Source organism: uncultured Cyclobacterium sp. (genome assembly GCF_963977555.1).
In the GTDB taxonomy this organism is placed as follows: Bacteria; Bacteroidota; Bacteroidia; order Cytophagales; family Cyclobacteriaceae; genus Cyclobacterium.
The window spans coordinates 184,007-206,082 of record NZ_CAXBPD010000010.1 but is presented as its reverse complement, the minus strand read 5'-3'; the positions used below and the strand labels follow the sequence as shown (position 1 = coordinate 206,082).

16 protein-coding genes are annotated in these 22,076 nt (G+C 36.1%); 14 read left to right on the top strand and 2 right to left on the bottom strand.

What is annotated here, in order from left to right:
* Window positions 1-54 precede the first annotated feature (54 nt).
* The 4 genes from AAC073_RS14380 (at window position 55) to AAC073_RS14365 (ending at window position 7,344) form a co-directional block, all read left to right on the top strand.
* Window positions 55-1,275, top strand: coding sequence for an alginate lyase family protein (locus AAC073_RS14380; RefSeq protein WP_339924477.1), 1,221 nt, complete (start codon window positions 55-57; stop codon window positions 1,273-1,275).
* Window positions 1,276-2,085: 810 nt separating this feature from the next.
* The gene (locus AAC073_RS14375; RefSeq protein ID WP_339924476.1) at window positions 2,086-4,077 is read left to right on the top strand and encodes an LruC domain-containing protein; all 1,992 of its coding nucleotides are present in this window, start codon (window positions 2,086-2,088) and stop codon (window positions 4,075-4,077) included.
* A gap of 523 nt (window positions 4,078-4,600) precedes the next feature.
* Complete coding sequence (locus tag AAC073_RS14370) at window positions 4,601-5,317, top strand: hypothetical protein (RefSeq protein WP_339924475.1); 717 nt, start codon at window positions 4,601-4,603, stop codon at window positions 5,315-5,317.
* A gap of 824 nt (window positions 5,318-6,141) precedes the next feature.
* Complete coding sequence (locus AAC073_RS14365; protein WP_339924474.1) at window positions 6,142-7,344, top strand: ATP-binding protein; 1,203 nt, start codon at window positions 6,142-6,144, stop codon at window positions 7,342-7,344.
* A 94-nt stretch (window positions 7,345-7,438) separates the two neighbouring features.
* Here AAC073_RS14365 and AAC073_RS14360 read toward each other — a convergent pair whose 3' ends face one another.
* Entirely contained in the window at window positions 7,439-8,050 is a 612-nt protein-coding gene (locus AAC073_RS14360) for a DUF2911 domain-containing protein (protein WP_339924473.1), read from the bottom strand.
* 729 nt (window positions 8,051-8,779) lie between these two features.
* Between AAC073_RS14360 and AAC073_RS14355 the strand changes: the two genes are divergently transcribed.
* From AAC073_RS14355 to AAC073_RS14315, 9 genes are all read left to right on the top strand, one after another.
* Window positions 8,780-10,018, top strand: coding sequence for a HAMP domain-containing sensor histidine kinase (locus tag AAC073_RS14355; RefSeq protein WP_339924472.1), 1,239 nt, complete (start codon window positions 8,780-8,782; stop codon window positions 10,016-10,018).
* Window positions 10,019-10,268: 250 nt separating this feature from the next.
* Complete coding sequence (gene map / locus AAC073_RS14350) at window positions 10,269-11,033, top strand: type I methionyl aminopeptidase (protein WP_339924471.1); 765 nt, start codon at window positions 10,269-10,271, stop codon at window positions 11,031-11,033.
* A 118-nt stretch (window positions 11,034-11,151) separates the two neighbouring features.
* On the top strand, window positions 11,152-11,439 hold the full coding sequence (locus AAC073_RS14345) for a hypothetical protein (protein ID WP_339924470.1): 288 nt from the start codon (window positions 11,152-11,154) through the stop codon (window positions 11,437-11,439).
* Between the two features lie 229 nt (window positions 11,440-11,668).
* Entirely contained in the window at window positions 11,669-12,436 is a 768-nt protein-coding gene (locus AAC073_RS14340; protein ID WP_339924469.1) for an SGNH/GDSL hydrolase family protein, read from the top strand.
* Window positions 12,437-12,955: 519 nt separating this feature from the next.
* The gene (locus tag AAC073_RS14335; RefSeq protein ID WP_339924468.1) at window positions 12,956-14,470 is read left to right on the top strand and encodes a nucleoside hydrolase-like domain-containing protein; all 1,515 of its coding nucleotides are present in this window, start codon (window positions 12,956-12,958) and stop codon (window positions 14,468-14,470) included.
* A gap of 636 nt (window positions 14,471-15,106) precedes the next feature.
* Window positions 15,107-15,391 carry a rhodanese-like domain-containing protein gene (locus AAC073_RS14330; RefSeq protein WP_339924467.1) on the top strand — a complete coding sequence of 95 codons (285 nt, stop codon included), beginning with the start codon at window positions 15,107-15,109 and terminating at the stop codon, window positions 15,389-15,391.
* A 4-nt stretch (window positions 15,392-15,395) separates the two neighbouring features.
* A complete protein-coding gene (locus AAC073_RS14325; protein ID WP_339924466.1) occupies window positions 15,396-15,713 on the top strand; it encodes a rhodanese-like domain-containing protein in 318 nt (105 codons plus the stop codon).
* Window positions 15,714-15,732: 19 nt separating this feature from the next.
* Window positions 15,733-16,209 carry a Dps family protein gene (locus AAC073_RS14320; protein WP_339924465.1) on the top strand — a complete coding sequence of 159 codons (477 nt, stop codon included), beginning with the start codon at window positions 15,733-15,735 and terminating at the stop codon, window positions 16,207-16,209.
* 211 nt (window positions 16,210-16,420) lie between these two features.
* Window positions 16,421-17,173: an AAC(3) family N-acetyltransferase gene (locus AAC073_RS14315; RefSeq protein WP_339924464.1), complete on the top strand. Its 753-nt coding sequence runs from the start codon at window positions 16,421-16,423 to the stop codon at window positions 17,171-17,173.
* Here AAC073_RS14315 and AAC073_RS14310 read toward each other — a convergent pair whose 3' ends face one another.
* The gene (locus AAC073_RS14310; RefSeq protein WP_339924463.1) at window positions 17,174-20,455 is read right to left on the bottom strand and encodes an amidohydrolase family protein; all 3,282 of its coding nucleotides are present in this window, start codon (window positions 20,453-20,455) and stop codon (window positions 17,174-17,176) included.
* 99 nt (window positions 20,456-20,554) lie between these two features.
* Here AAC073_RS14310 and AAC073_RS14305 point away from each other — a divergent pair, with 99 nt between their 5' ends.
* Entirely contained in the window at window positions 20,555-21,958 is a 1,404-nt protein-coding gene (locus AAC073_RS14305) for an NAD(P)H-binding protein (protein ID WP_339924504.1), read from the top strand.
* The last annotated feature ends 118 nt before the right edge of the window (window positions 21,959-22,076 follow it).

Here is a 22,076-nt window from a genome sequence, read left to right as displayed (position 1 = left end):
TTCCCTTTTCTACTTAGTTTTAAAACCAAAAATAGTTAAACCCAAATCCTTAAAATGAACTTGAACCCAAAATTTTGCCATACCCTTTTTGTTGTCTTGTTTATTGTGTTTTCTCCAAGTTCGCTTTGGGCTCAGCAAGAATTTATTCTATGGGAGGAATCTGTTTTAGCCAAAGCAAAACAAAATGCAGGCACATTGAAGTATAGTTCTGCAATAGAGAAACTGAAAGTTGAGGTGGATAAGGCTTTGGAAAGTGGGCCTTTTTCAGTGGTTCATAAGAAGCAACTGCCACCAAGTGGTGATATCCATGATTACACCAGTATGGGGCCTTATTGGTGGCCTGACCCCGAAAAAGAGGATGGATTACCTTATATCCGGCGGGATGGTGAAGTAAACCCTGAATTTCATGATTACAAGGATCACAATGAATTTGGTGCCTTAATGAAATCTTTGAAAACATTAAGTCAGGCCTATTATTTTACCGCGAATGAAAAGTATGCCAAATATGCATTGAAACTGGTCAATACATGGTTTCTGGATGAGGGCACTAAAATGAATCCAAACCTGAATTATGCCCAACGAATACCTGGAAGAACAGAAGGCCGAGGAATTGGAATTATAGACACTAGGCAGATGGCACTATTGCCAGATATTTTAAAAGTTCTTTCTGCTTCTACACATTGGGATGCTGGATTAGAAAAAGGAATGGAGAATTGGTTGACTACTTATGTTTCCTGGTTAATTAACAGCAAACATGGAAAAGAGGAAGCCGTTCATGGTAACAACCATACCACCTGGTATTTTGCTCAGATAATTCCTTTGACCTTGTATATTGGAGAAACAAATAGGGCGGATAGTTTGGCCAAAGCAGGACTGCCTTTGATCATAGAAGAAATGATTGAGAAGGATGGGAGTCAACCTGCGGAGCTTGCAAGGACCATTTCCTGGAATTACAGCAGCATGAACTTGCTGGCGATTATGTATTATGCACAAGCTTGTGAAAAGGTTGGTATCAATCTTTGGGATGTTGTTAACCAAAAAGGAGGGGGCATACAAAAGGGTTTGGACTTTTTGTTCCATTATATCCAGCAAAAAAATGAGTGGCCCTATCCGCAAATTAAAGCTTTGAAGCTATCACTTATTAAAGAGCAACTGAATCTTGCTGCCTTTGAATATCAAAACAAAAAATATAAGAAAGGTGCTGATCAAATGAAAGGTGAGGATACTGAATTTAGTTATTGGGACCTGGTAAATTTTAAGCAAATGCGGAGATAGTTGAATTGAATAAGTAGCTAGTATTGATATTTTTAAGCTTTTAATAGCCAAAAAATTAATGAGATAAATTTTAAGGTGGAAATGAGTAAAGTAATTAGCTAATTAAATCCAATTTTATCCTATCTAATTATGCTTTTGCAAAAAATTTGATTTTTCATCGTTCCTATTTAATAATGAAATAGGATTTTGCTATTGTGGGGATTAGCTGCGAAGGTCAAAATCAGCCATTTTGTTAGTATTTTGACATCACCATATGTAGTGCGATAAATCATTTTTTTAATCGCCAGTTTTCCTTTGATTACTGCCATGCCTGATATGGGTCAGGGCAGGCAATAGGGATCCTGTTTAAATCCTGATTAAAATTAAAAATCGTTAAACATTTTGGTTGTAATTAAATATTTAAAGCAGGTAAATCCCTTAGCACCAATACAGCATTTTTGTATTCTCCATTTAATTATTTAATTTTAGACCCACATTCAAATTATGAAACAACATTACTTTTAACAATTATTTCGTATAGGATTTTCTATGAACTTTTAACTTTAATCTAAAGTATTAAACAAATTAATATTTTGGTTTTTAAAACTTTTTACCCATTTCACTAAATCGCTATTATACATAAGTGTTTTACGATTTTTTTTCAAAGTTTTGAAAGATATTAGAACTCGTTTAGCAAAGTCGAAAAATTGAGGGAGCTCTAAGGTAACACCAAGATTCATCATAAACGATTTAATTAATTATAGTATAATAATAGGTATTCAATTTTTTTGAATCAGGGTTAATCGAACCAAAACAGCAAATACCAAAAATATGAAAACTGCCATAAATTTCTTTTTAAAAATCAGTATAACTGTACTATTATTTTACGGTTGTAATTTTCCCACAAATGATGATATTGATGATTTAGACGATGATATTAATTCGTTAACTATACCGGTAGGATTTGACTTTAGTACTTATCATGATGTAACCGTAACCATAAATGACAACGGTGGTTACGCAAAATATGACGTTTATGCTTATACGGATGAATTATACGATGCCGGTACAGAGACCTTTGAAGATGAATCGGGCGAAACAGTGACAGAAACAGTCTATAAGTCTGAAGTTTTAGATAAATTAATTTTTAGTGGCGTGCCGGTTAATGGGCAGTTGATACAGACTGTTAATATTCCTAAATTTTACGATAAAATATATATTCGTAGAAACGAGCATTTGAATTATACTTCCTCAATAGTGGCTATTGTTGATCAAGAAGTGAATTACAGTTTTACAAATAGTCAGGCTGCTTTAAGAACAATGGCTGTTAAGAATGTGACCGATTATTTGTATTCGGTCAATGGGGATGGACAATTGTTTCAAATTGACCCGCTTACCGGTGTACTCACCGATTTGTCAACCATGCCAATGGGAAGTTATACCTGTGCAATTGATCAAGAAAATAAACTGCTGTATTCTATAGGTAGAAGCAGTCCTTATCCCCTAATGAAGTATTCAATTGTAGCGGATTCATGGGAAACAGTGGCAAATATTGGGTTTGGAGGGCCTCGATTAGAGTTTAATTCAAAAAATGGATTACTGTATTATTCAAGTGGATCAAGACTTTATACCTTCAACCCATCCACTGGGAAAAGATTAGATACTTGGAATATTATCGGGCTTCACAATACAGATGGGGGTGATTTAGTTTTCGCAGATGATGGCAAGCTGTTCCTATGCTCAGCATCAGGTTTGTATGGCTTAGAATTAGATGAAGACAATAATTATCAAAGTACTAGAATAAGCGCAGACAACTTACCTTTTACGCCAACTTCTATGACTTTTGATTCAAATCAAGAATTATGGATAGCTGATATTTCCGGCTATGCTAATTTGATAATAATGGATACTGAAACTGGGGGATGGAAATACCAATATGGCGTAAAAGCCAACAACAATACAACCTATAAACGTTCAATTCATGATTTAAGCACTTTTAGGGTATATGCTGATAATAAAGATGAAACTGATTCGGATGGTGACGGAATTTTAGATCAAGATGATGCTTACCCAAATGACGCTGAAGCAGCCTTTGAATTGTTTACCCCAAGTAAATATGGTAAGGGGACAATTGCTTTCGAGGATTTGTGGCCTGCAACAGGGGATTACGACTTTAATGATGCTGTTTTGAGCTACCAAGCCATAGCTGTACTTAATGCTGAAAATTTGGCTGTACGGTTAGAATTAATCTGTAATATTAAAGCGAATGGTGCAGGGTATACGAATGGAATTGGTTTGGAAATTGAAGGTTTGGATCCGTCCCAAATTGAAAGTGTAACAGGGCCTATTTTAACCCACAATTACATTGGCTTAAATGCAAACGGTACAGAGTCTGGTCAGGATAATGCTGTAATTATTTTAGCAGATGATGTTGACAATATATTAAAGGAAACCACCATTTCCATTAATTTTGTAGCACCAGTAAGTACAGATGATTTGGGTGTTGCTCCCTTTAATCCATTCATAATTGTTAATAAGGTAAGGGAAAAAGAAATTCACTTGCCTAATAAGTCCATTACTAGTTTAGGAAGTGGAAGTCTGGAATTTACCGGACAGAATATTGATAAAGATGGCGATTTTATTTCCGATAATGGTTTACCGTGGGCAATTAGCATTATACATGATTTTAAGGTTCCCAAGGAAAAAACAAATATTATAAATGCTTATAACTTTTTTGGTGCTTGGGCAGAATCGGGAGGTAAAACCAATGTAGACTGGTATAAAGATAATCCTGGGAATAGAAATGATGATTTATTGGAATAACTAAAGTGACTTTTCCAATTGCTAACTGAAGCCATGCGTATTATTTAAAAAACCACCCTGAACTCCACATCAGGGTGGTTTTTTTTGGAAGCGAAAATTTGTACCTTAACTTTTGGCATTCAAAGTATTTCTTTAATTTTTTGATTGACAATGCCTAAATGTTTTTTCATGTGCATTTGCAATGCATTGTTGATAAAAGACTATTTATGGAATGAAAGAAAATTATTCATGCACTGTTCTATGTAAATAAATGAATTATTTGTAAAAATAAATTGTATACATATCAATGCCAAGCACATAGTATACGATATTTCTCAAAAGATATTTATTAATATTTTTGTGTGGCAAAAGCTATTTTATAAAGGATATTAAATATTATAGCCTTAATGATAGATTTATTTGAGGTACATTTTTCCGTATTTAATAGATGTTTCAATTAATTTTATTATTTTTATTTTATTAAAAAATATATTTTAATAAAATTACAAAGAAAAGCATTCTCTACCTTTTACTCCCTATTACTATGAAAATTAAGTATTTATTACTGGTTCTTTGTGTATTTATTGGGTTTTCTTCTATTGCCCAAACCTTTTCTCCAGCTTTTCAAGGTTACAGTAGAAAAAAAACTACCTATATCACCCTCAAAGATGGTAGTGAACTTTCTGTAGTCATTAAAAAATTATTCTTTAAAAAAGGTTTAATCGATGATTTGAAAGTAGAAAAATCTAGTGATGGACAGAAAATAAAAATTAATCCTGAGGACATTGACCACATGTATGTTCCTCCTAGTGCCCTTTCCAAAATTAGTCAAAAATTAGATGCGTCATCAGATTTACAAAAAATACAGGACAATGAACTCTCCGGAGAACATTTGGATGATGGCTATCTCTACATGGAATCATCGAACGTACAAGTGAAAAAAAATAAAACACAATATTGTATGATGCAGGTAATGAATCCTACTTTCAGTAAAAAAATTAAAGTATACAATGATCCATTTGCAAAGGAATCAGCAAGTATTGGTTTTGCGGGCATGACTGTTGCCGGTGGCCTTGACAAGTCTTATTACATCAAGAAAAATGGTGAAGATATAGCAAGGCGTATTAAGAAAAAAGAATACAAAAAAGACATTGAAGAGCTTTTTGCTGAATGTCCGGCTGTGATCGAGAAATATAAAGATAGTCCAAAATGGATGGAGTTTGAAGAATTTATTTACGATTATTCTACCTTATGTGATTAAATAGTAGCCACGAAAAATAATCATTTTAAAGCTTTTATTTCATATATGGATTTAAAATTCTATATATGAAATAAAGGTTTTATGGTTAGTTCCAAAAATTATCAAGTAGTAGAATAATGATGTTGTATTTCTCCAGTAGTATTAGCTAATTTCTGTTTTATCTTATCGATTATTTCCCGTAATTTTTTAATAAAAATTGGTTCAGCCTATAACTTCGCAGAAGGTAAATTGATCTTTGTAACCGTTACGTTTTTATAAAAAGTGCCAAATTGCTGAATTTTTAAAACTATTTATTTTTTTGTTTAAAATAGTTTGAAAATGAGGATGGTTATATTTTAGGAGCAAGTGTAATTTTTTTATTGGTAGTTGTCATTTACACTAATTCCCAAAATCACGAACAAGTAAATTTGAATCCCGGTAAAATTGACGTCCCTCATGAAAGAACAATCAATTGGAACGAAGGTTCAGCGTTTTAAGATTCTATCGTTGGTATATGGGCCAACAAATCTGTAGAATATGGTCCATAGCGAGGGAAAGTAGAAAATCCTCGGATACTATTGGCTCAGCTACATTCGAAAGCTAACATTGAATTTGAAAATTGATGGGCTATAGCGACTTAGGAAAATTAAAATACAGGTAAAATGTAGCCTTCAATTCATCAAGAGTTATGAGTATGCCCTTGTATTGTAGGTAAAGTTAAGATTTACTATTTGTGGTAAATACTTTTTTTGGTAATTCTCATACATTAAAACGGTGTTTTTAAAAAATTTAGGAAAAGGCATTTTTTACTATTAACTTCCATTAAAATTAATAACTGTATTTTTATGGAAAGTCCAATCTCCTCGAATGAATTCGATAGACTGTTAGCATTGGCCGATTACGATCTAGATAATCAAGAATTAGAGGGCCAATTAAAAGACCTTACCAAACTTGCCGCTAAGGTGGCAGGGACGGATATTTCATTTGTTAATTTAATTGATGCTGTAACTCAGTGGAGTGTTGCGAGTGAAGGTTTACCCGTCATGCAATTACCCAGAGAAGAGTCTGTTTGCCAGTATACCATTATGGAAAACAATTCTCTTGAAATTCAAGATCTTTCTAAAGATGAACGATTTAAAAATAAGCTATATGTAACTGCTGATCCAAATTTAAGGTATTATTTAGGGGTGCCATTGACGACTGAATCAGGGTTTAATCTTGGGGCACTGTGTGTGCTAGATAAAAAGTCTAGGGTTATCAGTCCTGAAAAGATAGCTCTGTTGGAAATTATTGCCGGAGAGATCATGAACAGGTTAAAAATTATTAAGTCTGTGAGTGAATTAAAATCCAAGGTCAAGGACTCTTTGGAAAAACAAGAGCAGGTAGCCCATGACATTAGAGGTCCTATAGGCGGCATCATAGGTTTGGCGCAAATAATTAAAGAACAAGGTGACCAAAATCGGTTGGATGACGTTCTGGAGTTTATTAAAGTTATTCAAAGTAGTAGTCAATCTTTGCTTGAATTAGCCGATCAAATATTGACTACCCATGACAACCATAAACATGCCCCTACTTTAACGAATGAGGGCGATTATAATCTCTTAATTTTAAAAGAGAAATTGAAAAACCTATATGGAGTTCAAGCCGATCAGAAAAAAGTCGAATTTAATATTGAGTTGACCGGTAATAATTTAGAAATGAGATTCCCAAAAACGAAATTACTTCAAATAATAGGTAATTTGATTTCAAATGCTATCAAGTTTACGTCTGAAGGTGGTAAAATAGGCGTTGGACTCAGTCTTTCTGAAAAAAATTATAGAAAGGAATTGAAGATTGAGGTTACTGATACCGGAGCAGGGATGACAGAAGATCAAATTGAAAAAATTATGAAAGGTGAAGGTAAAACTACAGAGGGAACAGCTGGGGAAAAAGGTTATGGTTTCGGTTTACCTTTGGTTAAACATTTAATAGACTCAATGGGAGGAATTTTAAAAATTGATGCTAAAATGGGTGCTTATTCCAAGTTTGAAGTAAAGTTGCCTGTTTAATTTTACAGGCTAAACCAAGACATATTTATCTTTAGAACATAAAAAAAACCTCCGTCAAGAGGTTTTTTTTATGTCTTTAGAATAACTTTTTAAATTAAAAAGCACCCTTAAAGCCTTCCATTAATTTATCTACTTGCGTATCTACCATAAAGGAAAGTTTTACGTTGTCCCAACCAAAGGTGACTTTGGCTACTTTATTGTCCTCTGCAGAAATAGAATAGGAAAGTCTTTCTTGTGCATCCATGGATGTCTTAGGACTTACTTTTATAGCGACAGCATCATCACTTGCAAGCGCAGTCGAATTTACTTTTCCATCTTGAATATAGGCGTAGATCGCATTGCCTTTACTATTAAGATGAATGGTCCAGTCACCGGATTGTGCAGGAGTAATAAATACAGTGTATTTACCAGCGTTTACTGTTTTGCCAGCGATATTTACAGCTGTACTGAATTCAATGGTTGTTGGTGCATTGGCGCCGGCTCTCCATGGTGTACCGTAAGGAACGAGGTCACCAAATACATTTCTGCCTTTTACTGCAGGAGAGGAATAATCAATACTAATCTTAGTGAAGCCCACATTTTGAGAAACAAAGCTTGAAGGGCTGGGTGCTGGGGCTTGAAGTTGGGCATGGGATTGGTAAGTGGTTGAAACGACCATCAAAATGGTTAATGTCAAAGCCAAGCAAAGAGATTTCATTTTTTTCATAATTGGTTTTTTTGAGCGTGTAAAGAGGAAAGATACAAAAGGCATATGAAAATTTAACTTTTTTATTGAATGATTTTTGAAACATCTTAAGTAGATATCTATGTATCAATTATAGTAAACTAGGTAAGTTACTGTATGTCAATATGCCCAAATTCTTCCGTAAATGGCAAACCGTTGAAAAACTTGGTTTCCTCTTTAAAAATCTTCCACGACCCTCGCGAAGTTGTAATGAAATTAAATATTTAGCTGATTGGGTCATTACTTCCACTGAATAATATGAAGTAATGACCTTATTTGAGTTATTAAATAGTATTAACGTATCTAGTTTTACCAGACAATTTTTTACTCGCAATGCTTCCCGATATAGCTAATTCCGTTAATTTAAATCCTAAGTGTTTCAAATCTTATGATTTAGTTTCAATATTTGTTGATTTTTTTTAATATCTTAAATTATTAATTGGAGGTTTAGGGAATTTTAATAAGAATAAGTGATTTATGCTCGTATAAAATAAGGTAGTATTCGTTTAATATAGGTCCTATGGTTTGGAGTTTTTAAAGGGGATTTAAGTAATAGAAAAGAATATTAAGCATTTTTCTAATCATATTTCTGTTAAGGTTTATAGTTTAAATGGAGATTGACTAGATAATTATAATAACAATGAATACGGAGACAAACGAACTTTTTTAATTAATGATTGGGCTTCATTATAATTCATCAAATTTTAAAATATGAGTAAAAAACAATCATATCAGGAATTAGAAAGACAGATTGCTGCGCTTACAAAGCAATATGAGCTACTTCAGTTAAATGGAAAGTCGAATGGAGAGACAGAACCACTTAGAAAAGAGGACCCCAATTTAGGTAAAGTTAAAATAGGTAATCAGAAGTTCTCTCATATATTGCTCAACAATATGGGGGATTCAGTTTTCATAAAAAATGATGAAAGTAAATTAGTATTGGTGAATGACGCTTTCTGCAAGTTGTTCAATCTTTCGAGAAACGATATAATTGGTAAAACTCTCGCTGAACATGTTCCTCCGAATGAACGAGAGAGTTTTATGAAAATTGATAGGATGGTACTAGCAAATGGTATTGAAAATATTAATGAAGAAACCCTAACAGTTGGAGGAATAACAAGAATAATATCTACCAGGAAATCACAATTTATTGATAGCAATGGAAATAAATTTTTGGTAGGTGTAATTCGTGATATATCAGAACGAAAAAAAGACGAATTAGCATTAAAAGAAAGTGAAGAGCGATTTAAAAATCTTAATGCTACTAAGGATAAATTATTATCAATAATAGCCCATGACCTAAGGGGGCCATTTAACAACATAATAGGCCTTTCGGAACTTCTCCTCAAAAGTGATAATTTTGGGGAGAATGATCAATATGAAAAATACATAGAAATTATAAATTCATCAGCCAAAAATACCTTAGTATTACTGGACAATTTATTGAATTGGGCAAAGTCTCAAACTGGAGAACTAGCCTATGATCCAAAGAAAATCATTTTATCTGAAGTTGTACATGAGATTTTAAATCATGAAAAATCTCTAGCAAATGTTAAAAATATTTCTTTAGAATATATCTCCAAAAACGAAATAGTACTTCATACGGATGAAAATTTATTGACAACTGTTCTGAGAAATTTAATTTCCAATGCAATAAAATTTACAAATTTTGGAGGTAAAATAGAATTACTTGCGACGTTAAACGACCAACAGGTTGAAATAGCTATTATTGACAATGGAGTTGGCATGAGTGAAGCAAAAAAACTTAAACTTTTCAACTTATCTACTAATTTATCATCCATTGGTACAGGAAATGAAAGAGGATCTGGTTTAGGCTTAATTCTCTGTAAAGAATTTGTAGAAAAGCTTGGTGGAAATATTTGGGTAGAAAGTACTATCGGAATAGGTAGTAAGTTCACGTTTAGTTTGCCATTGAGCTTGGAAGCGTAGAAACTAAAAATAGCTATTTGGAAGTTACCTTAATCAATTCAGTTGATCCCTAAGATCTTTGCAAATTTGTTTGTAATGGTATTAGTAAAGAGTTATTACCTTTTAATTTTTATAATAATTTCGTCTTCAGGGATCATTTTACATTCCGATTTCGAGATTAGGGGGAACAACTCCCTTATTATTGCTACTTTTGCTCTGAAAACGATTAATAACTTTTCGGAAGACTAAGCCAAATATAAAAAATAATAGTATGTCAATAACAAAAGAGTCTGACCTAATTGGAATGAAAAAAATTAGCGAGGTAGTCGGAACAACTCTCAAGCTAATGATTGAGTATGCTAAAGTGGGTATGTCAACCAAAGAATTAGATGATTATGGTGGTGAAATTTTGAAAAGTTACGGAGCGAAATCTGCCCCATTTGAAACGTATAATTTTCCAGGATTCACTTGTATCAGTGTTAATCAAGAAGCGGCACATGGTATACCCTCATCAAATAAAATCTTGGTAGAAGGTGATTTGATCAATATAGATGTCTCTGCCGAGCTAAATGGTTTCTGGTCGGACAATGGAGGTTCATTTGTAATCGGAAAGGACATTCATAACCATCAACCACTAGTAAATGCCTCCAAGAGCATTTTACAAAAAGCTATTAACAGGATAAAAGGAGGTGTCAAGATTGCAGATATTGGCTATGTAATAGAAATGGAAGCCAGGAAATCAGGCTTTAAAGTTATCAAAAACTTAGCAGGGCATGGAGTTGGAAAAAGTTTACATGAAGCACCTGAAGATATCCTAAATTACAGGGTTAGAAGCAATCGTAACCGATTTAAGAAAAATACCACCGTAGCAATTGAAACTTTTATTTCAACAAAATCTACCTACGCTGTAGAACAAATGGATGGATGGACATTGGTAGGAAACAAAGGAGGGTATGTAACCCAACATGAACAGACAATTTTAATTACTGACAGTGACCCTATTATTCTCACCGCCTCCAATGGGCTTTGGGATTGATAACACCTTAATTACCAATGTGGTAAAAACTATTTTTGATGTCAATTGAAATTTCTTAAATTCTACAAATCATTAGAAGGTAAGGTTTTTAAAATTTGCTTAAATAGCGAACCTAAAAATGAATACATTGAAATGGCTTTTTCTGTCGATATTAATTATTTCCTTGGATTTTGCACATCCAGTGAATGCACAAGAAAATTTATTAGATCGTTTAGCGTCACCCATTATTTTTTCGGGAAACGATTCAGTGGCATATAGAGACCCAGCGGTTTTATTTAATGAGAATACTTTTCACCTTTATTATACGGTTGTGAGGTCTGAAAATGGGCTTATATATTCCTACACAGCCACTAGTCATTCCCAGGATTTAATAAACTGGGATTGGCCTAGAAAAACAAACAGATAAGCTATGTCTTGTAGATTTTTTTGTCGTTAATAACAGGTTGACAAAATAAATACCTATAAAGATATATCCACCACGCAATCTTTGCAATGGAAATATTCGGTCTGAAGAATTGATTGGTCCCTTCAATGATAGTTTGTCTATTTTTTTATAGCTTGAGGTGTTAACAATCCCTGAATGGGGTTTCAAGAATAACAGAAAATGGTAGGTTCCAACTTAAAACAATCCTCAAATGCAGACATCAAAAAGAGCGTTTTTCATTCAACTTGGACTAACAGGCTTGTCTTTATTAAGTTGGCCTAGGATGCTTAAGGCAGGCAAAAAGAAAAGTAATGCGCTTAAAACCAAAAATTGGAAAGGTTTGACGGTCTTATTTCAAGGAGACTCGATTACTGATGGTGGGAGGTCTCGAAACCAAGATTGGAACCATATTATGGGGCATGGCTATGCTTATCTTGTATCCAGCCGTCTATGGTTTGATTATCCAAAAGAGGGTTTAATGTTTTACAATAGAGGCATAAGTGGAAATAAAGTAAAAGACTTGCAAGAACGCTGGCAGAAAGATGCCATTGACCTAAAACCCGATGTGCTAAGTATTTTAATAGGAGTGAATGATGTATCTGGAATTCTTGCAAATGAAAACGCAATAGAGACCTGGCATGAAAATTATAAAATGCTTTTAGATACCACCAAAGCAGAACTGCCGAACACCATTCTTATTTTATGTGAACCTTTTTTATTGCCAGCTGATTGGGCAAAAGAAAAAGTGGACGCCTGGCAAAATGTGATTCAAAAAATGCAGGCTATAATCCGTCAATTGGCGAAAGACTATAAAACCATTCATGTGCCCTTTCAAGAACCTTTTAATAAAGCTTGCCAAGAAGCACCTGCAAAATATTGGGTTTGGGATGGGGTTCATCCTATGCCTGCGGGACATGAATTAATGGCGCGTGTTTGGATCAATGAGGTAAGTGAAAAGCTGGATTTTATTGGAAAGTAATAGCAACCCTTACATTTTTTGCTTAGGAACTCTCTCTTGGCAATACAAAATTTTTAATCATCCAAAAAGTGATTGGGCTTTGCTTCTGCAGAAGGCAAGGATTTGATTTCCCATTTTAAGTACTCCCAGAGATACAGGATAAGTAGGTCATCTTTACTAATAGTGGCAATGTATTAAGCAATGAAAATGCACTTAACAGAAGTAAAAGCCGCTGAATTCTAATTGGCTGTATTAGCCTTATTCCATGCTACTGGAACGCATAAAATGGATAGGTATTTTGGCTAATGTTTGTTTTCGTTTATTTTTTTATTATTACTTTTATTTTTGTTTTGTGAAAAAAAAACAAAATAAATCAATAGTTTTACGAAAGCGTTTCTTTTTAGATGCCTGTCTTAATTACACTAAGGTTATATAGGGGAAGATATTTGTATGGGTTACATGAAATAGCATGTGCTAGATTTGTTTCATAGCTAAACCCTAAATTAATTGATTATTAATATAAAGGTTAAACGATAATATATGACTCAGTTGAAAAACGAAATTGGCGCTAACTGCTCATCTCATAAAAGAAAAATAATTACGATTATTTGTACCCTTACAATAGGTGTATTGGGCATTGTCATGGTAAGTTATTCACATAGTAAAAATACATTTCAGCAAAAAGACGGTTATCTTATAAAAACAGAATTGGGTAAGGATGCGAAAATTACTAGTGAAGGAAATTCCAATCAATCCTATGTGCCAGCCATCCTTTCGATAGATAATGGTATATATAAACCTAGGGTCATCAATACCACTGATTTGGGGGCGGATCCGGATGACAAACAATCCATGGTGCGGCAATTGGTCAGTGCCAATGAATTCGATATTGAAGGCTTGATCGTTTCTACAGGTTGTTGGAGAAAAACTCAAAGTAATACAGATATGCTGGACAAAATTGTCAATGCTTATGCTGAAGTTTACGATAACCTTACGGTTCATGCCAAAGGATTCCCAAGTCCAGAATACCTGAAATCAATTTCCATTATGGGGCAATTGGGCTATGGCATGTCTGATGTAGGTTTAGGAAAAGACAGTCCTGGATCAGAATTGATTATAAATGCTGCAGACAAAGCCGATCCACGACCAGTTTGGATTATGGGGTGGGGAGGAATGAATACTGCTGCTCAAGCCATTTGGAAAGTGAGGGAAACACGTTCTCAAGAAGCCTTCAATGCATTTCTAAGTAAACTGAGATTGTTCGATATTTTGGGTCAGGATGATTCAGGTGCTTGGATAGCGAAAAATTTCCCGCAAGTATTTTACATCCGTGCTACAGGAGTATATGGCTGGGCTCCTTCCGATGAATATTTAGACAATCACATCCAAAACCATGGGCCTCTTGGTGCCGAATATCCTGATCGCCAATGGGCAACAGAAGGGGACTCGCCTGCCTTTATGCATGTGTATCCCAATGGGTTAAATGATCCTGAGCAAATTGATCAGGGAGGCTGGGGTGGTCGTTTTAGTTTTGCCAAGCAAGAAGGTATCAGAAGCATGTCCGAAGTGAAGAAAATAAAAGAAGATGCAGAATTAATGTACGATCCTTATTATATGTATGGCAATACTCCTGAAAAGGCCAAAGCAATTAAAAAATGGAGTGATGGCTATAACAATGATTTTGCAGCACGTATGGACTGGAGTATTACAAGCAGATATGAGGATGCAAACCATCATCCAAAAGCAGTGTTGAATGGAGATATAACGCTTTCGGTATTAAAAAGATCGGCAAAGGCAGGAGCAACCATTGAATTAAATGCGGAGGGGTCCAGTGATCCTGATGGAGATGAACTGAGTTATAAATGGTCTTTTTATGATGAACCGAGTTCCTATGATGGTTCGGTAACTATTCAGAATAGTGAATCTTCTTCAACTAAAGTGCTTATCCCTTTAAATGCTTTGAACAAGGAAATCCACCTTGTTTTAGAAGTTCATGACAATGGTTCTCCCAATTTATACGCTTACCGACGCCTCATCGTAGAGGTGCATCCTTAGGCTGTGCTGATTAAAGACACAAATGGTACATGGTCATTTGCTTTATAAAAAGGTAACAAAATTTTAAAATAAACCATAAAACAATTGGAAACCCTGAAAGAATTTCTAGAAAAAAAACTTAGCAGGTAAAAGGGTTTTAAGCCTATTTATACTGGCCAATATTGTATATTTCTTTATGCTTTCCGTCACAATTCCCCATACAATGGCATTCTCTAATGGATTGGATTTGTTGGACCTGAAGCCTTTTGGGTCCGATTGGGATGCGTAAACAATTTATTCAGTACCTTGGAGAGGGTGGACGCAGGACTTATCTAATCTCTAGCTAATCCTCTGCTTGTAAATAGCCTATAAAAAGGCATCCCAATCCTCAGGTTTTATCAGTATAAAACTTAAAAACCAAAGTAGTTGGTAACCTATCGAGCAGCTATTTATTTCTCTTATGTAACAAAAGTACCTGTACAGGTTAATACATTTTCACACCTTTACATTATCAAAACGTCCAACAGTTTACGGTCTTTGCTGGAAATAGCTTATAAAACAGTAATTACATCGGAATTGGTGTCAATTAAACTGTGATTAATGGTAGGGTGGTTTATTGTTAACAACGTTTGAAAAGAAAATCTAAACTTATAAAAAATGAACGTAATTGAAATAATCAAAAATAAACAAGGTACCATAATAGATGTAAGAACTCCTATGGAGTTTAGCGGCGGAAATGTAGCGGGTTCAATTAACATACCTTTACATGAGTTGGATAAAAGAAAAGAGGAGCTTACGTCTTTTGAACATCCATTGGTATTGTGTTGTGCAAGCGGGGGTAGAAGTGCTCAAGCTACGCAATATTTAAAACAACAGGGGATTGATTGTCACAACGGTGGTTCTTGGTTAGACGTTAATTATTACCAAACTCAAACTGCATAAAATAATGATAAATACAATCAAACAAATTTTTGGTTTTGGCCCAAAGGTGGATTTCGCCGGATTGGTAAAACAAGGGGCTATTATTTTAGATGTTCGTAGTAAGGGCGAATTTCAAAGTGGACATATAAAAGGGTCAACAAATATAGCTGTAGATGCGTTAAGTAGTAATCTTGGTAGGCTTAAAGACAAGAGCAAGCCCATTATTACCTGTTGTGCAAGTGGAATGAGAAGTGCCTCTGCCAAAAGAATATTAAAATCCAAAGGTTATAGTGAAGTTCACAATGGAGGGGCTTGGCACAGTTTGCAAAATAAAATTCAATAAAAATTTTAAAATAACCAAAATGAAAAAAACCAATCACATCGGACTCGACGCAGTTAAAAGTAAATCTTTAGCTGAAGGATTAAATAACTTACTTGCAGATTATATGATGTTTTATCAAAATACCAGAGGTTTGCATTGGAATATTAAAGGAGACAAGTTTTTCGAGTTACATTTAAAATTTGAAGAACTTTATAACGATTTACTCCTAAAAGTAGATGAAGTAGCTGAAAGGATATTGACATTGGGAGTAACACCCTTACACACCTTCGAGGATTACACAAATGTTGCAAAAATAAAGGGCGTAAAAAATGTGTCTGAAGGAAAAGAAGGTGTTCAAACAATCTTGGAAGCATTTGAAATCATAATAATGAAACAGAGGGAGTTGTTATCTCTTTCTGCTGATGCAGAAGACGAAGGAACCAATGCCCTGATGAGTGACTATATTAGTGAACAGGAAAAGCTCGTTTGGATGTACTCCTCTTTCTTGAATAAATAGCCTTGAAAACTTTGTTAGCTTCCTTTATTGTGGTTGGTACAACTATAAATAAGGAAGCTTTTGTGTTGTATCCGTTCTGATGTGTAAGCGTCCAGAAATATGTAGGTGAGTTTTCTCCTAACTGGAAAATTTTTGCCTAAATTTGAGTGGCCTAATCAGTGTTTTAGGTTAGCAATAGCATTTGATTGCCATAGGCTTATTTAAGAATTTTATGGACGAAATTTCAAAGCGCTTATCGTCAGATATTTACAGGTTAGGGGTAAGAAGAGGAGACCATTTGTTAATCCATTCTTCACTCAACGCTATGGGGAGATTTCCCAATCGAGCTGAAAGAATTGTGAAAGTTTTGTTGGATTGTTTGGGCGAGGAAGGAACCCTATTAATGCCAAGTCTTTCCTACACCACAGTACACAAAAATCAGCCTATTTTTAATGAATTAACTACAGCTTCTTGTGTCGGAGGTCTAACGGAATTTTTCAGAGCTTACCCAGGTGTGAAAAGAAGCATTCATCCTACTCATTCGGTGTGTGGGCTGGGAGCTAAAGCAGATTTCCTTTTAAAAGATCATCTTAAAGATGAAACACCTTGTGGCCCTTACTCACCTTTTGCCAAATTGCCATTGGTAAAGGGAAAGATACTGTTTTTAGGATGTGGAACACGTCCCAATACATCTATGCATGCAGTCGAAGAAAAATTCATTTCACCTTATTTATTTGGCGAAAGGGTTGCACATGAAATTCAGCTTGCAAATGGAGAAACCCTAAACAAAACCTATCAAAGGCATGGCTTTAAGGGCTATGAGCAACGTTATGACCGTCTTTTTAACATTCTTGAACTTGGAGATTATAGAACTGGAAATATGCTAGAAGCAAAGACTGTGGTGATGGAGGCAAGAGCTGTATGGGAAACAGGGATCCAGTATTTACAACAAGATCCCTTTTATTTTGTAGACAAGGTAAATTAATCAGTCTGCACTCAGATGGCAGCCACAGCCGCTGTGTGTGTTGCTCTGAATGCTTTCATGCCATGGAAAGGCTTCGTTAAAAAGATTGTTTTCCCAATAAAAAGGCCTTCTTTTTTTAGGTTCATTTCCAATTTCATCCATTGTATCCGACTTATAAAGCCTTCCATTGATCATCGTATGTGTGATGGACTTGGAGTTTTTTATGTCTTCCAATGGGTTTTTATCCATAATAATAAGGTCTGCCAATTTCCCCTCCTTTAAAGAGCCAATTTCCTTGCCCATTCCGATATATTGTGCACCATTTATTGTTGCAACCTTCAATGCGTCGTGATTAGACATGCCTCCCTGAACAAAACTCCAAAGCTCCCAATGGGCTCCCAAACCTTGCAATTGCCCATGTGCTCCTAAGTTTATTTTCACTCCTTTTTCCGCAAGTGCATTGACTTGTTTGGAAGTGAGGATGTGTCCATTTTCATATTCCTCATCAGGTGCCATGGTTCTATGTCTTGACCGCCCATCGATTACCCCTCTTGGCGTAAAGCGCAAAAGCTTCTCATTCTCCCAAACATTGGTCTTTTGGTACCAATAATTCTCCCCATTAAGCCCGCCATAATTGACAATAAGGGTAGGGGTGTAGCCAACTTTTGACTGGCTCCAGAATTCAAGCACATCTTTATAAACCGGGGCTATTGGGATGTTGTGCTCGATGCCGGTATGGCCATCCTGCACCATAGACATGTTATGGAAGAATGTTGAACCTCCCTCTGGCACTACATTTACGCCGAGTTCTCTGGCTGCTTGCAATACTTGTTGTCGCTGGTCCCTTCTTGGCTGGTTGTAAGATTTAACGGAGCCTGCTCCAAATGCTTTGGTACGACGGATAGAGGATTTGGCGTCTTCCAATTTATTAATTACAGCCTTAAAATCTCCATCGGCGCCGTATAAAATAAAGCCTGTACTGAAAATCCTAGGCCCTACTAAACTGCCATTTTTTACCATTTCAGATAATGTAAATACGGTTTCGCTATTGGCAGAAGGATCATGGGAAGTGGTGACCCCAAAGGCCAGGTTTGCATACAATTGCCAGTTTTGTTGCACAGTAAGGCCATCTCTAAAAGCTCCAATATGGGCATGTGCGTCCACCATTCCTGGCATTATGGTTTTGCCACTCATTTCGTAAACCTTTGCACCTTTTGGTAACTTGACCTTATCCTTTTCGCCAATAGCCAGAATCTTGGCTCCATCTGTAACGATAGTGCCATTTTCAATGACCTCATCTCCCTCCATGGTGATAATCGTGGCTCCTGTAAAAGCTATGCTTCCTATTGGTTGGTCCACTTTAGCACTGAGGCCTATGCTTATTCCTTCTTCTCTTGGCTCCTTGCCTTCTCTGGCCGCTGCACCAAGGAATGTAAACGTCTCATTTAGTTTTTTACTGTAGTACTGATCACCCAAACTCCAATGCACGGTCTTGCTGTCTTTGGACCAGTGAAGGTAAAGTCCGGCGTCTTTATCCAATGTGGCAACAGGCACTGATTTACTATTGTCATCAAGATTATTCGTTTGTCCGTTGAGGACTAAGGGCGCTACATATGCTTTATGAAGGTGAATGAAGGCGACCCATTTATTGTCTGGACTTGGAACCAACCGGTTGCCATATTTTGATTCAATATGTGTTCTTTCATCTTTTCCATTAATGTCCACCGATTTTAGGCTTTTGGTCAGGTTACCAAAGAACTTGCCACCTGTCTGAAAGAAAATCCTTTCACCAGTCCGTGTAAACATTGGGAAATCACCAGCAGCGGTTATAAATTTACTTTTGCCGGTTTCGAAGTTAAGTAAATAAATCCCAGGGTTTTTAGTGAATGTTCTCCCTTGGTCCAGGTTACCTCCTTCTTTTTTATATACCAGGCTTTTCCCATCTTGAGAATAGGAGGGCTGTCTGTAAATCCCCTTTTCTTGGATTAGGGTTGTGATTTTTCTGCTTTTCATGTCAATTTCTGCAATCGTACCCTTGTTTAAATCATTCCAGGTAACCATTGCAATCTTACTCCCATCTGGAGAAAAGACAGGCTCCGCTTCAAAATCTTCTCCTGATGTTAACCTTTTGGGTTTGCCATTGGGCAGCTCTTTTGTCCAAACGTAACCCAAAGCCCTAAATACAATGGATTTTCCATCAGGGGAAGTGCTCACATCCCTTATCATTTTTGAGGTGAAATTTTCGCGTTCGATTTGATGTTCAAAATGTACCCTTTTTGCCAGTGGCATGCTGACATCTACAGAAAAAGGAATTGTAACCTGGTCAAGATTGGAAGTGTTTATTTTTTGAAATTTTCCTTTTGCCCATATTACCAATTCGTCGCCTTTTGGCATCCACGAGAATCCAGGATACACTCCGAAAATGGCCCAAGCTGTTTGCTGGTCTTTGTTTAATTGGTCATATACAGGCCATTCTTCACCAGTTTCGAGATCGTGGACATATAACACTGTCTTTGTTCTTACCCGCTTTACAAAAGCAAGTTTGCTTCCATCAGGAGATATTTGCGGCCTTGCTGCCCCGCCAGGTCCACCAGTAATAATTTCTATTTCTCCATTTTGAAAATCATATCTCTTGATCACGTAGATTTGACCATTTGGATCTCGGTTGTATTGAAAACTGCCTCCAGGAGACATGTCCTCACTATAATACAGGTACTTGCCGTCTGGTGAAACAGATGGCTCGTTTACATCTTGCTGGTCATTCTTTCTCTTGGTCAGTTGTAAACCATCACCTCCGGAAATGTGGTATTGCCACATTTCTCCAGCACCAAGGGACCTGCCAGAAGAAAAATGCTTTCTTGCAATCAGAAAGTTACCATCGGGCATCCAATCAGCGTTATTGAGCAAGCGGAAGGATTCCTTGGTGATTTGTTTTGCTTCGGTTCCATCTGCTTTCATTACCCAGATATTGTCTCCTCCTCCTGCATCTGAGGTGAAAGAAATCCATTTTCCATCTGGACTAAATCGCGGTTGAACATCGAAAGGCATTCCAGTTTTTAAAGGCTTTGCTGTACCTCCATCTATAGGGATTGCATAGAGGTCACCTAACATGTCAAAAATTATGGTACGACCATCAGGGCTTACATCTAAATTCATCCAAGTACCTTCATCCGTTGTGAAATTTACTCGATCAAATTCCCAATCACCATTTGGCTCGGAAACATTCCAATCCGTTTCCTCCTGAGCTGATAAATGTGATAGCATAAATACTCCTACTATCCAAACTATTAAAAACTTTTGCATAATGATTGAATTTTTACTTGTCTACACAAAGATATAGGCAATAAAATGAATAACTTATAGATGTGCCAACAATTTGGACATTGACTTGTTTGTAATATGATGAAGCTAACAGAAAAAAAGGTTGTAGCCATTGCAGGAGCTACAGGATATATAGGTAAATGGTTTATGGACAGGTTTAAGGACCAGTACCACATAGTAGGCCTTAGTAGAAAGGAAGTCGAAAGCAATCCTGAGCAGGATATAGAATGGAGACAGGTGGAATTGTATTCCATTTCTTCAACTACCCAAGCACTAGAAGGGGTGGACTTTGCCATTTATTTGGTACACTCTATGAATGCTTCCACCAGGCTTAACCAGGGAAGCTTTGAAGATACGGACTTACTTTTGGCCGATAATTTCTCAAGAGCGGCTACGGCCAATGGGGTGAAACAGATCATTTATTTGGGAGGTATTTTACCCAAAGGGGAACCTGAAGAGGAATGGTCACAACATTTGAAAAGTCGGCTGGAAGTAGAAGAAACCTTATCTACTGGAACTGCCGCTTTGACTGCCCTGAGGGCAAGTATCATTGTGGGGCCGGGGGGTTCTTCTTTTGATATGATCAAGAACCTGGTAAAAAAATTACCTGTTTTGATATGCCCGCAGTGGACAGAATCGGAAACCCAACCTATCTCTCTAAAAGACACACTTACCATAATTGATGCCTGTTTAGGTAATGAAGAGGTGTATGATAAAGCCATAGAAATAGGTAGTCCTGAAGTAATGACTTACAAGGAAATGCTAATCAAAACTTCTGATGTGATGGGTAAGAAGCGATTGGTTTTTTCTGTTCCTTTTTTCTCTCCTGGGTTATCAAAATTATGGGTGGGATATTTTGGAGAAAGTCCGTCTCAGCTTGTTTCACCTTTAATAGAAAGCCTGAAACATACCATGACGGTTTCCAAAGAATTGGCCTTTGATGCCGCTCCTATTGATTACCAAAGTTATGATGAGGCGGTTAAAATCGCACTTGAGACGGTGAAGGAGCCTTTGTTACCAACTTTCAAACCAATCGAAAAGCATAAAAATACGGTTAGAAGTATACAGCGTTTGCCAAATGTTCTTCGTAAAAGCGCCTATTGGGCAGCAAACCGTTATAAGACCTGGTTACCTATTTTCTTTAAATCCATAATTATTGCGAAAGAGAACAAAGACAGGGTCATCAGTTTGCACCTGTCATTTATAAAAACGCCAATGCTAAAATTGTCATGGGTGAAGGATAGAAGTGATAAAAAACGACAGCTTTTTTATATTTCAGGCGGTTGGTTAGTAAGTCGGTCAAATTATGGTTGGCTGGAGTTCCGAGAGGTATTGGGTGGTAAATATATTATTACTGCCATCCACGAATATGTGCCTAAAATTCCCTGGTTTTTTTATGTAAATACCCAAGCAAAGTTACACCTTTGGGTAATGAATAGGTATGCAAAATACTTAAACACCATAAGTAAGAAAAGAGGGGGTTGAATTGAAATAAATAGCATGCTTTGAACAGATAAATCAAAAAAAAATAAATGCCTTCCATTTACCGATTTTAGCCCTAACCTTGATTTATTCTCGATTTTTAATTGGCATAGCTCTTAAA

Coding starts and splice junctions, on each gene's coding strand:
- AAC073_RS14380 (WP_339924477.1), top strand. CDS start 55: ATGAACTTGAACCCAAAATTTTGCCATACCCTTTTTGTTGTCTTGTTT.
- AAC073_RS14375 (WP_339924476.1), top strand. CDS start 2,086: ATGAAAACTGCCATAAATTTCTTTTTAAAAATCAGTATAACTGTACTA.
- AAC073_RS14370 (WP_339924475.1), top strand. CDS start 4,601: ATGAAAATTAAGTATTTATTACTGGTTCTTTGTGTATTTATTGGGTTT.
- AAC073_RS14365 (WP_339924474.1), top strand. CDS start 6,142: ATGGAAAGTCCAATCTCCTCGAATGAATTCGATAGACTGTTAGCATTG.
- AAC073_RS14360 (WP_339924473.1), bottom strand. CDS start 8,050: ATGAAAAAAATGAAATCTCTTTGCTTGGCTTTGACATTAACCATTTTG.
- AAC073_RS14355 (WP_339924472.1), top strand. CDS start 8,780: ATGAGTAAAAAACAATCATATCAGGAATTAGAAAGACAGATTGCTGCG.
- map (WP_339924471.1), top strand. CDS start 10,269: ATGTCAATAACAAAAGAGTCTGACCTAATTGGAATGAAAAAAATTAGC.
- AAC073_RS14345 (WP_339924470.1), top strand. CDS start 11,152: ATGAATACATTGAAATGGCTTTTTCTGTCGATATTAATTATTTCCTTG.
- AAC073_RS14340 (WP_339924469.1), top strand. CDS start 11,669: ATGCAGACATCAAAAAGAGCGTTTTTCATTCAACTTGGACTAACAGGC.
- AAC073_RS14335 (WP_339924468.1), top strand. CDS start 12,956: ATGACTCAGTTGAAAAACGAAATTGGCGCTAACTGCTCATCTCATAAA.
- AAC073_RS14330 (WP_339924467.1), top strand. CDS start 15,107: ATGAACGTAATTGAAATAATCAAAAATAAACAAGGTACCATAATAGAT.
- AAC073_RS14325 (WP_339924466.1), top strand. CDS start 15,396: ATGATAAATACAATCAAACAAATTTTTGGTTTTGGCCCAAAGGTGGAT.
- AAC073_RS14320 (WP_339924465.1), top strand. CDS start 15,733: ATGAAAAAAACCAATCACATCGGACTCGACGCAGTTAAAAGTAAATCT.
- AAC073_RS14315 (WP_339924464.1), top strand. CDS start 16,421: ATGGACGAAATTTCAAAGCGCTTATCGTCAGATATTTACAGGTTAGGG.
- AAC073_RS14310 (WP_339924463.1), bottom strand. CDS start 20,455: ATGCAAAAGTTTTTAATAGTTTGGATAGTAGGAGTATTTATGCTATCA.
- AAC073_RS14305 (WP_339924504.1), top strand. CDS start 20,555: ATGAAGCTAACAGAAAAAAAGGTTGTAGCCATTGCAGGAGCTACAGGA.